Origin of the sequence: Citromicrobium bathyomarinum, from assembly GCF_038594485.1 — a bacterium.
In the GTDB taxonomy this organism is placed as follows: Bacteria; Pseudomonadota; Alphaproteobacteria; order Sphingomonadales; family Sphingomonadaceae; genus Alteriqipengyuania; species Alteriqipengyuania bathyomarina_A.
The window spans coordinates 922,889-934,543 of the sequence record NZ_JBCFZG010000004.1 but is presented as its reverse complement, the minus strand read 5'-3'; the positions used below and the strand labels follow the sequence as shown (position 1 = coordinate 934,543).

Below are 11,655 nucleotides of genomic sequence, written 5' to 3'. Positions count from 1 at the left end.
AGGCTAACCGTGCTTGTCATCGCTATGACCGCACTTGTCAGCGGACATTCGCCTGCCCGCCGCCGATACCATCCCCCGGATAATCACGTGCTCCGGGGGTGCGCAAATGCAGTTCGATTTCAAGAAAATGGCTGGAGTTTCGATCGGTGTGCTGGCGTTCGCCATGGCTGCGCCCGCCGCTGCGCAAAACTCAGGTGACAACGCCGAGACGCAATATGCGGAGCTGGCACGCCAACAGTCCACCCGCGCGGGCGATCCCGCCTACGATTATGCCTTCGCGACAGCCGCGATCGACGCCGGCCATTACGGCGAAGCGATCATCGCGCTTCAGCGGGTGCTGGCGCTACAGCCGAACAACGCGCCCGCGCGCGCCGAACTCGCCCGCGCCTACGCCATGTCGGGCGATATCGACACCGCACGGCAGGAATTCGGCACCGTGGTCAACGATCCGACCCTGCCCGATCCGGTTCGCCAGCGCTTCACAGGGCTGATCCAGACCCTCGACAAGCAGATCGACGGCCGGGGCAACGATGTCTCCGGGTTCGTCGAGGCAGGGGCCGGGTACGACAGCAACATCAACGCGGCGACCGATCTGACGCAGATCACGATCCCGCTGTTCGCATTTCTCGGCCCGGGCAATCTCGGTGCGGCGGCACGCGCGCAGGACGATGGGTTCTACGAGATCAACGGCGGGGCCAGCGTCGTCTCGGCGGTCGGTCGGCAGGATCGCGTGTTCGCGTCCGCGCTGTTCAACTGGCGCGACAATTTCGACAGCGACACCTTCGACATCGCCAGCCTCACCGGCACGGCGGGCTACGCGCACAGCTTCGGCAATTCGGACGTGATTTCGCTGTCGGGGCAGATCCAGAAGCTGTGGCTGGGCCAGGATGGCTATCGCACCGCATACGGCGCGATCGGCCAGTACACGCACCTGCTCGACGGAGGGAATGCCATCGCCGCGTCGGCGCAATGGACCCGCCTCGATTACGATACCGACCCGCTGCGCAATGCCAACCGCTATGCCGTGGGGCTGGGTTTCGTCACCCGGCAAGCGTCCATCAACGCGAGCCTCGGGCACGAGGAAACCCGCGATCCGCTGGGCGATGCGCAGTCCAACACCTTCTTCCAGATCGGTGGCGGTGCGGAAGTCCCGGTGGCCGATCGCATTGCCGTGATCGGCGGAGTGGGATTCGACCTGCGCCGCTACGACGCGCCCGATGTCCTGTTCCTGACCGAACGCGAAGACGAGCGGCTCGATGCCTCGCTCGGCGTCAAGATCGCGATCACCGACCATCTGCTGTTCCAGCCGCGGGCTACGTTCACGCGCAACTGGAGCAACATCGCACTCTACGATTACGAACGCTGGTCCGCCTCGGCCGCGTTGCGGTTTGAATTCTGAGGGGGAGACTCAACATGCTGCTTCGCAACTCATCGCTTCGCAACGGCTGCCGCGCCCTGCTGGTATCGGCCTCCATCCTCGGTCTCGCCGCGCACGCTTCGGCAGAGCCCACCATCCTGTTTTCCAGCAGCGGTGCCTCGCAACTCCCCGCGCCGGGAGAAACGGTCACCCAGACGAGCGGCGTCACGCAGCTCAAGCTCGACGACGGCACCGTGATCTCGGTTGTCGGCGAAGCCAGCTACACGCTGGACAATGGCGGCGTATTCGAACTGCTTTCGGGCGACATCACGGTCGTCACCCCTGCCGGGGCGGGCGCATCCGTTCGTTTGCCGGGTGGCGTCCTCGCGTCGCTGATGCCGGGCGCATCGGCCGGGTTCTCCGCAGAGAACGGCGATATAGACGGGCACGCGATCACCGGCACCATGCGGATCGGCATGGGCGGGGTCGGTCGTAATTTCGTCTCCGGCGACAAGCTCAAAATCTCCGGCGGGCGGATCCAGCAGAGCCTGGCCGTTGGTCCGCAGGCGACGCCGCAGGGCCCGAGCGGCGCGGCGCAGAATGGCATGCCGGTGATCCTGGGCGAAGCTCTCGCGGCGATCGGCGCCTCGGGCGATATCCTTCTCGCTGCCGACCGCATCGACGCATATTTTGCCAATCCTGCCGTCGGCACGCTGCCGACGGGCGATGTTGAGCTTCTCTCCGGCTATCTGGCTCGGCTCGCGAGCCTGACTGGCGGACAATTTTTCGACGATGTCGAGGCGCTGCAGACCTTCCTCGACTACCTCACGGCGGGAGGCCTGCCGGGCAATTACAATCCAAACCCGACGCCGACGCCAACGCCGACACCTACTCCGACACCTACTCCCACACCAACACCGACACCTACTCCGACACCCACCCCCACTCCGACTCCGACTCCGACGCCCACTCCGACGCCGACGCCCACTCCTACTCCGACGCCGACGCCGACGCCCACCCCTACACCGACGCCTACCTTCACCTACGAAAGCGAGCGTGCGGTGGTGTATGCGGGCAAGGACGTGGGCCTCGATGCACGCGGCGAAGCGGACGTGGCCTACGACGACGCCGGACGCCCCATCGCGTACGTCTGGACCCTCAACGACTCCACTCTGGAGAACGAGCGACCGAACATCGGAACCGCATCCATCGCAGAGGGCGGCAGCGCCTCCGACGGGGAGATTTCGTGGGCTCGCTGGCACGACGGGACCACTGGAGGGCGTTACTTCAGTGCCCCGACGTTCGACCTGGGCGCGGACGACGGCTTCCATCTGACCAGCGTGGTTCGGGCGACCGATCTTCCGACAAGCGGCACGGTCGATTACGTGCTCGCCGGGGCGACCGCGCCCACGGTGGCCAACGGCAGCGTCGCACCGGGGACATTCGAAGGATCGCTCTCCGTCAACTTCGGAGCGGAGACGACCGCAGATTTCGACTTCAATGTCGGGATCGCCAGCGGTTCCTACACTTTTGGCGCCACCGGCCGACCGGTTGAAACCAGCGGCGATTTCTTCGGTGAATTCGGCGGCAACAATCTCGCGGTGACCGGCACTGGAACGGTTTGTCCGACCGGCGCGTGCGAAGCGAGCGTGCGTGGCATCCTGGGCGGGGTCGGTGGCCGCGTTGCGGGCATCTCGTACAATTTCGGCGAGAACGGCAATGCCGATCTGTGGACCTATGGTGCCGCGGCCTTCGTGGCTGACGGAACCTCTACGCCGACGCCCACAGGCTTCACCGGCACGCGGACCGGGCAGCCACTCTATCTCGGCCGGACCGGTAACGGTCTTGGCAATTCCTTCGCCGGCACCGGGACCTATGTCGATGGTGAGCTTCGCCGGCTGGAGATGAACGAGACCAACTATTTCGACATCGGTACCGCGACCGTCGCAGAGTCGGGCGATCTGGGCGACATTGCGTGGGCGCGCTGGACCAACGGCACCGTCACCGAACGTGGCGGCCCCTTCACCGTACCGACTGTTCTGGGCGCCAATGGCGGCTGGTATGTGATGTCCGGCAACAGGGCGAGCGACCTGCCCACGTCGGGTATCGTCAACTACGATCTGCTGGAGACGACCCCGGTCGCCGAACTCAACGGACCCGAGCTGGGTACGCTCACCGGCAACATGGCAGTCCAGTACGGCGCGCAGAGCACGGTCGGTTTCGACTTCGAGATGGCCTATCGCGGCATGGGCTGGGCGGTTTCCACCCCCGGCGGCGCGGCCAATCCCGGCAGCGGGATTGCGCTTGAATCGAGCACGCTGCAGGTCGGCTTCGACACCGCTTTCACCAGCGATGCAGGCAACGTGACCGGCACGGGCGGGGCTTGCTCCGACTACTGCGAAGTGCAGGTCGAAGGCGTCCTGTTCGGCGCGGGTGGCCAATATGCAGGGGTCGGCGTCGGGGTCGAAGACCGCGGCTCTTCCGCAGGCACCATCAAGGCGTCCGGCCTGGCGATCTTCCAGTCGGGTGGGGTAACGCCCACACCAACCCCCACGCCAACCCCGACTCCCACGCCAACTCCGGGCGGCTATACCAGCGACTTCACCGGTACCCGTTCGCCGGTCAATTATTACACGTTCACCAACGGATCGCTGGCGACCGGCTTCGGCGGGAATGCCGAACTCGCAAACGGCGCGCCGGTGAGCTTCACCTCGATCCTCGGGACCACCAGCAAGGGCACTGCCACGGTCGCAAACGAAGGCGACGTGGGTTCGCTGGCATGGGCGCGCTGGACCGGCGGCACCGTGCAACAAAACGGTACGACGGTCGAAGTAGGGCCCAATGGCGGCTACCACGTGTTCGCAGGGACGCCGACGATCGCGCTGCCAGCGTCCGGCAAGGTCGACTACGAACTGATCGCGACCACCACCGCGACCGACAATCAGGATTCGGCACCCGGCACGATCACCGGCGATCTCGCCGTCGCATACGGGTCGACGAGCCTCGTTGGCTACGACCTCGCCATGAACGTGGGCGGCAAGGGTTGGGCGGTCTCGACCGCAGGGGGCGCAGCAAATCCCGAGCAAAGCCAGATCAATCTGAGCATTAGTGGCAGTTCCTGGAGGTTCGGTGGCACCTACACCAGCACCTCGCAAACGGTCACCGCCAGCGGCGGGGCATGTTCGGCTTCGTGCATCGTGACCATCGGCGGCGTTATGTTCGGCGACAATGCCGGATACGCCGGCGTCTCGATGAACGTCATCGACGCGAGCAACGCGGCCACGATCGGTGCGTCCGGGGTCGCCATTTTCGGGCGGGAGGATGCGACGACCTCGGTAATTCCGATGTCCCTGCCAGCCGCCGACGGGTTCGCTTTCCCCGACACCGTGATGCTCGCACCGCAAGCCGTCGGGGTCGCCAGCGCCAGCGACTGGAGCAGGTGGGCCGCCGTCTCCCCGCGCGACGCAAAGGGCATGTCCGACTTGCAGATTACGGGCGACCATTCGCCCCTGGCAATCAAGCTGCACGACGCGCGCGGGCTGCTCGGCGACACGATCACCTTCGCCGATCCCGAATAGGCCGAACCCGATGAAGCAGGCGGAGAACCGGTGTCCCGCCTGCTTCCTAACGGCTCTCGTCATATCCCTGACGGGCATGGTCACTGGGACAGCGATGGCATGGGGCGCAAGATGGACCTCACTCGGAATAAGAGGGGAGAACCAATGAAAACCGCATCGATACTTACCGCCAGCGCACTTGTGCTCGGTCTGACAGCTTCCGTTCCTGCCATGGCGAAGGACGCCGATATCACGCTCGCCAAATGCGACGAGAGCCTCGGCACCATCGCCGTGGTCGATGGCGATACGCAGGGCTGGTCCGAATACGGCCTCGGCAGCCCGCGCGAACTGCTCAACTCGCTCGCCATCGAATCCGGCTGCTTCACGCCGCAGAACGCTGCCAGCGGCGTGCCGGCGGACTTCCTGATGAACGTGGTCGCTGGCGACAGCGAAGAGGTCGACAAGTCAATCGAGATGGCAAAGGGTGCCGCGATGGAGGGCCTGGTCCGCTCCGGCGCAGCAGGAACCGTGCTTTCCAAAGTGCCCGGTGCGGGTGCCGTGCTCGGCATGTTCGGTGGCCTGGGCGGCAAGAAGAAGCGCGTCGCTGCGGGCATCAAGCTGCTCAGCCCGGCAAACGGCCTCACCATCGTGACGGGTAGCGGCGAGGTGAAGAAATCGACGCTCAGCTTCGGCGGCAACGGCGGGTGGAACGCGGGCGCAGCTGCCTCGGGCTACGGCAGCAACAAGAACGGCAAGATGCTCGTCGAAGCCTTCGTGATCGCCTTCAACGCGGTCGTTGCGCAAAAGCAGACCATCGCGTCGGCCCCTCGGGTCCAGCCCGCGGTCGCACAAGCTCCGGCGGGGCCTGCCACGGTGACGGCGGTCGATACCGTGATGCGCGCCTCGCCCGATGCGGGCTCGGCCGAAGTCCGCGCTCTTCGCAGCGGCACCGAACTCAAGCCGACCGGCGAACGCAGCGGACTCTTCATCGAAGTCGAGGACAATTACGGCACAAAAGGCTGGGTCTCCGTGGAAGACCTGAGCTGAGCAGATGGGGTTTGAGGAAAGACCCGCTTGTCCGGGCAACCAAGCGGTGGCACCTTCGGTGTCGCCGCTTGGCGCACCGGGGGAGAATATGGACGCTGCGCTCGATAACCTGCGTATCCTCTATGTGGAGGACGACGCGCGCGCCACGGCGGAGGTCCGCGATCTTGCCCGTGCGCGAGGGGCGCAGATCGTCTGCGAGCAAAGCGGCGCCGGCGGCCTGCTGCGCGCCGGGATGGAGCAGTTCGACGTCATCATCCTCGACCGGATGCTGGGCGATCTCGACGGCATCACGATCATCCAGCGCCTGCGCGAAAGCGGGGTCGGCACACCGATCCTGATGCTGTCCGCATTGGGACGCACGGCGGACCGTGCCGAAGGGCTCGATGCAGGGGCCGACGATTATCTCGCCAAACCGTTCGAGGCCGACGAACTGTTCGCTCGGATCAAGGCGCTGCACAGGCGCGCCAAGGGGCAGGAGCACAGCGCCGTGATCCTGTTCGGGGCGTTCGAATGCCATGTGAAGGCCCGCACGGCATTCCGCCAGAACCGGCACCTCGCGCTCAGCCCGCGAGAATTCGAGCTGTTCCGCTATTTCATGGAGAACGCGGGCGAAACGGTCACGCGCGAGATGCTGTTGCGCGATGTCTGGGGCATATCCTTCGATCCGCAGACGAACGTCGTCGACGTCAATATCGGCCGCCTGCGTCGCAAGCTGGAGGAAGGTTTCGACAGCCCGGCTCTGGAAACGATCTGGGGCTCCGGCTACCGTCTTCTCGACGGGAGGTAAGGTCCGTTTCACGCACTTCGATCTTTTCGCGGCTCGTGTGGCTGGCCATCGCCCTGTCGGTGCTGCTGGTGTTCTGCCTGTGGGCGATGACCGACCAGACTATCCGTGCGGCCAATCGGGCGTCGGTGGAGGAGGCGGTCGATGTCGATCTGGCAGGCCTCGTCGATATCTATGCGAGCGGCGACCAGGGCGAGCTTGAGCGGCGGATAGCAGACCGTCTGGCGATCACACCGGCCGGCCGCAGCGAGCCGCACTACCTGCTGACGGATGGCGAAGGATCCGTGATCGTCGGCGATCTCGACCGCTGGCCCGATCTCGACCCCAAGGTGTCAGAACTGGGGGCGGTGACCGTGCTCGACGGTCTGCCCGTGCTGGCGCGCGCGACGCAGCTGGGGCCCGACCTGCGGCTGGTGGTCGCCTACGAACGCGATCAGGCCGATCCCGTGCTGCACCGCGTGGCGTGGCTGTTTCTGTTGGGAGGCACGATTTTCGTGCTGCTAGTCGGGCTGTTCGGCAGGCACGCAGCACGTGGCCTGCAATCGCGCATCGAGCAGATCAACGCCGCGTTTCGCACGCCCGAAAGCGTTCCGGTCATCGCCACCCCCTCCCCCACGGGGCGCAGGGACGAAATCGACGAACTCGCCGATCACAGCACGCGTGCCCTGCAACGTGTCAGCCGCCTGCTCGCAGCCTATCGGGAAACCACCGACCAGCTGGCGCACGAAATCCGCACGCCGATCATGCATCTCGACCAGCGGCTGGTGAAGGCCCTTGCCGAGCCGCTGCCCGCCAGCGTGTCAGAAAAGCTTATCGAGGCGCGCGCCGAAATCCGCCGCATCGTCAGCATGCTCGAATCGCTGCTCGACATTGCTTCGAGCAAGGCGCGCAAGGGCGACCGGCACGGCCTGGCCCCCGTCAACCTGAGCGAGCTGGCGACGCGGATCTGCAATCTCTACGCCGACAGCGCGGAAGAATCGAACCACAGCTTCGTCTGGGATATCGCACCGGGCGTATGCCTCGACGGAGAGGAGTCGCAGCTCACCCGTCTGATGACCAACCTGCTCGACAACGCGTTCAAATACGTGCCCGAGGGTGGGAAGATTACCCTGACCCTCCGGCCGGGGCCGGTCCTGACCGTGGCCGACGACGGGCCCGGCGTGCCCCCCAACCATGCGGAGCGGATTTTCGAACGGTTCTATCGCGGCGACGGGCGGGAGGCCGGTCAGACGGGTTCGGGGCTCGGCCTCGCTCTCGCCCGTGCGATCGCCGAACGGCACGGATTGACGATCACGCTCGAACCGGTCGATAAGGGCGCCAGCTTTCGGGTCGGGAGGGAGACCGAATGACGGCTCTTCTGCGAATTGCGTGCATGGCGACGCTGGTCGGCGCGTGCGCCCCCGTGGCCAACGCCCCGCTTGCCCGATCTTCGTCGCCCGACGCGTCCTCAGCGCAGGATCGCGCTGCCCTTGTCGCGACCGATCTTGCTGCTGCCGACCTCGCTTTCGAACAGGGCGACACAGCGGCGCTTACTCCGCTGCTCACCCGCTTGCGCGTACAGGGCGCGCACCCGCTCGACGCCAGCGATGGCGATCCCATCGCCCAGTGGGAGGCCGCATCGGGTACAGACGCGCCCCCCTTCCGGGGACGTGTCCTGGGCCCGGGCTACAGCCGTGGCCGCCTTGCGCCGGGAGCAAACGCGGTCCTTCAGCAGACCTTCTTCTCCGGCCAGAAGACCGCGCTTTCGATCGGCGAGCGAACCCCCGCGACGCTGCGTCTGCGAGTTTTCGATTCCAAGAGCCGTCTCGTGTGCGAACACGCGCCTGCACATGGCAAGGTGTGCCGGTTCACCCCGATTTTCACGCAGCGATACAAGATCGAAATTCGCAATGGGGGGCAACGGGATGCGGTCTATTATCTGGCGGTCGAATAACGCGCGGCTGCTGCTGGGCGGGGCCGCGCTGACGATGCTCTCGCCTGCCCTGCCCGCATTCGCTCAGGAGAGCGCCGAGGGCGATGGGGCGACTTCGGCCGAAGGTACCGTGCCGCTCGACCCCGAAGCGGCGCAGATCGTCACCGAGATAGAGGCGATCGCGAACGGCGATCCCTCCGCAGATCCTGAAGGCGACCTCACGAAGCTCGCCGAGCTTCGCGCGCGTGCGGAGGCAAATGGCAACGTCCCGCTGACCGATCTGGGCGTGCTCGAAAGCCAGTTCGGCGCGGCCTATTTCTACCTCCGCGATTTCGAAAAGGCGCTCCCCTACTTCGATGCCGCCGCCGATTTCTACACGCGGGGTAATGCCCCGCTCGAGGAGATCGCCGGGCTCTACAACAATCAGGCAACGATCCTCGCGTCGCTGGCGCGCTATCCCGAATCCGAGGAATATCATCGCAAGGCGCTGGCGATCCGGCGCGAGATGGAGGGCGAGCGCGGGCCTTTCGTCGCCTCCTCGCTCTTCGGCCTCGGTCACATTGCCTATCGGCAGGGGCGCGTCCTCGAAGCGCTCGACTACTTGCGCCCTGCCGCCGAGCAGACGCTGGAGTTTCTCGGCCCGGAAGACATGCTCACCTCGCTGCGCCTGACCTCGCTCGCCTCGGTTCTGGGGCGCGCGGGTTACGATGCGGAGGCAATCGAGACGGCCCGCCTCGCGGTGCGCCTCTCGCGCGAGCATCTGGGTGAGGATCACCAGCTCTACGGTATTGCGGTCAACAATCTGGGCCATGCACTGATGCAGGCGCGCGTTCTGGGCGAGGCGATACCCGTCCTGCGCGAGGCGCTGCGCATTCGTGTCGCGACCGTCGGCGAAGATGCCAGCGGCACTGCGGTGAGCCTGCGCAACCTCTCGCAGGCCCTGATGCTCGATGGCAAGACCGAAGAGGCGGAAACGCTGCAACGCCGCGCGGTCGAGATTTACGAGAAGACCGGCGAGGTCGAAGATCCCTTTGCGCTGGCGACGATGTACGAAGCGCTGGCCGAACATTACGCCATGCGCGGCGACTGGCAGGGTTACGACGAGTTGACCGGCAAGGCGATTGCCTCTGCCGATGCGGCGATCGACAACGAGAGCGTGGAGCAGGCCCTCATCCACCTGCATCGCGCGGATTGGTGGATGCGGCGTGGCCGCAATGCCGAGGCGCTCGCCGAAGCCGAACATTGGGTGCCGGTCGTGCGCGATGCCTTTGTCGAAACGCACGAGGACCGGATCTGGAGCGAGCTCCTGCTCGCCCGCCTGCGCCAGCTGAACGGGCAGGATCCTTCGGCGTATCTGCCGGGTGGTGACGCTGCGATGGACGTTATCTCCGGACGGTTGGCGAATGTCGCAGTGTCCGACACTACGCTGGTGCGGGAAGCGCGCGCCTTGCGGGAGGCGGCGCTGCTCTACCTCGACCTGGGCGCGGCGCTCGATGATTCAGCGCGGGTCTTTCGCGCAGCGCAGGTGGCCAATATCTCGGAGCTTGCCCGTGGCCAGCAGTTCGCGCGCTTCGGAGCCGACGACGCGGCGACGCAGCAACGCGAGCGGCTGCTCGATCTGGCGCGCAAGACGAACGAACTGCGCACACGCTATCGCGCTGCACTGGACGAGGAGGACGAAGCGCAGGCGGCAAGTCTGGCGCTTGAGGTCGAGCAGGCCGACCGCGCCGAACGCGAAGCCGCCGATGATCTGGTCCGGGCCTACCCGGAATATGTCCGTCGCTTTCGTCCGACCCCGGTCGACCTGGCCAGCCTGCAGTCGCGGCTGCGGCCCGATGATGTGCTGGTGGTGCCGGTCGAAGGCGATCGGGAAAGCTGGATCATCAGGGTCGACACCGGAGGCGCATCGTGGAGTCCGCTCGACAACGGCCAACTTGCCGAGGACGTCACCGCGATCCGAGACGCAGTCGAGCGACCCAACGAGGGCGAGTTCCCGCTCGCCTCTTCGCGGCGGCTGTTCGGACAGATCTTCCCCGACGGGACGCAGGGCGCGCACCGGGTGCTTCTTTATGGCGGCCAGCGGCTCGCCTCGGTTCCCTTCGGACTCCTGACAACGGCCGACCATGTCGGCGATCTCTCCGCAGCGCCCTGGCTGATCCGCGACGCTGCTGTGCAGGTGGTCGGCAACCTCGACCTGCTCGGCGAGCAGCGCGGCGATGCCACGACGAGCCCCACCGTACGGTTCGCAGGGATTGGCGGCGTCGAACTGCCTGCCGGGGAAGCTGCAAGCAGCGGCGGGGGCGTAAGCGCCCTCTTCCGCGGCGGGCGGCCCGATGCGGCCTCGATTGCCTCCTTGCCCGCCCTGCCGGGTGCGACGACCGAACTGCGGGAGATCGCCGACGCGCTGCAATCGCGCGACAGCGTGCTCTTGATCGGTGCGGATGCAGCCGAGGACAACGTCAAGCGCACCGATTTGAGCTCGATCGACATCCTCGTATTCGCAACCCACGGCCTCGTCGCAGGCGAAGTGACCGGGCTTTGGGAACCGGCCCTGCTGCTCGGCTCGGGTGATGCCGGCTCTGGCGAGGATGGGTTGCTCGGCGCGAGCGAGATCGCACGCATGCGCCTGCCCGCGGACTGGGTGATCCTGTCGGCTTGCAACACCGCGGCCGGTATCGACGGCGACGGACCGACCTATTCCGGGCTAGCGACCGCGTTCGCCCAGGCGGGGGCGCATGCGATCCTGCTTTCGCACTGGCGCGTGCGCGACGATGCGGCAGCACGCCTAAGTGTCGATACGGTTCGCGCGTCGCAGGCCGGGGCAACCCGGGCCGAGGCCCTGCGCCAGGCACAACTGGCTCTCCTGTCGGATCCGCAGCTGGCCGACGCAGCCAATCCTGCGGTCTGGGCGCCCTTCGTGCTCATCGAGAACTGATTGCGGATACCTGATTGCGAAGCAGCGTGACCTTCCCGCAATCGCTGCTAGTCTCTCATCCAA

Annotated in this window: 7 protein-coding genes; all 7 read left to right on the top strand. The window is 66.1% G+C overall.

Translation table 11 applies throughout. From position 1 onward, the window contains the following. Positions 1-127 precede the first annotated feature (127 nt). A complete protein-coding gene (locus tag AAG591_RS09985) occupies positions 128-1,399 on the top strand; it encodes a tetratricopeptide repeat protein (protein WP_342531070.1) in 1,272 nt (423 codons plus the stop codon). 14 nt (positions 1,400-1,413) lie between these two features. Continuing rightward, positions 1,414-4,935, top strand: coding sequence for a hypothetical protein (locus AAG591_RS09980; protein WP_342531068.1), 3,522 nt, complete (start codon positions 1,414-1,416; stop codon positions 4,933-4,935). A gap of 144 nt (positions 4,936-5,079) precedes the next feature. Continuing rightward, positions 5,080-5,961 (top strand): SH3 domain-containing protein, encoded by an 882-nt coding sequence (locus AAG591_RS09975; RefSeq protein ID WP_342531067.1) that lies wholly within the window; start codon positions 5,080-5,082, stop codon positions 5,959-5,961. A gap of 88 nt (positions 5,962-6,049) precedes the next feature. Then, positions 6,050-6,748 (top strand): response regulator transcription factor, encoded by a 699-nt coding sequence (locus AAG591_RS09970; protein ID WP_342531261.1) that lies wholly within the window; start codon positions 6,050-6,052, stop codon positions 6,746-6,748. 35 nt (positions 6,749-6,783) lie between these two features. Then, positions 6,784-8,094, top strand: a complete 1,311-nt coding sequence (locus AAG591_RS09965; protein WP_342531066.1) for a sensor histidine kinase — start codon at positions 6,784-6,786, stop codon at positions 8,092-8,094. Continuing rightward, complete coding sequence (locus AAG591_RS09960) at positions 8,091-8,678, top strand: hypothetical protein (protein ID WP_342531065.1); 588 nt, start codon at positions 8,091-8,093, stop codon at positions 8,676-8,678. Before AAG591_RS09965 ends, AAG591_RS09960 begins: the two co-directional genes overlap by 4 nt. Next, positions 8,650-11,592, top strand: coding sequence for a CHAT domain-containing tetratricopeptide repeat protein (locus tag AAG591_RS09955; RefSeq protein ID WP_342531064.1), 2,943 nt, complete (start codon positions 8,650-8,652; stop codon positions 11,590-11,592). The genes AAG591_RS09960 and AAG591_RS09955 overlap by 29 nt, the downstream gene beginning before the upstream one ends. Positions 11,593-11,655: the final 63 nt, after the last annotated feature.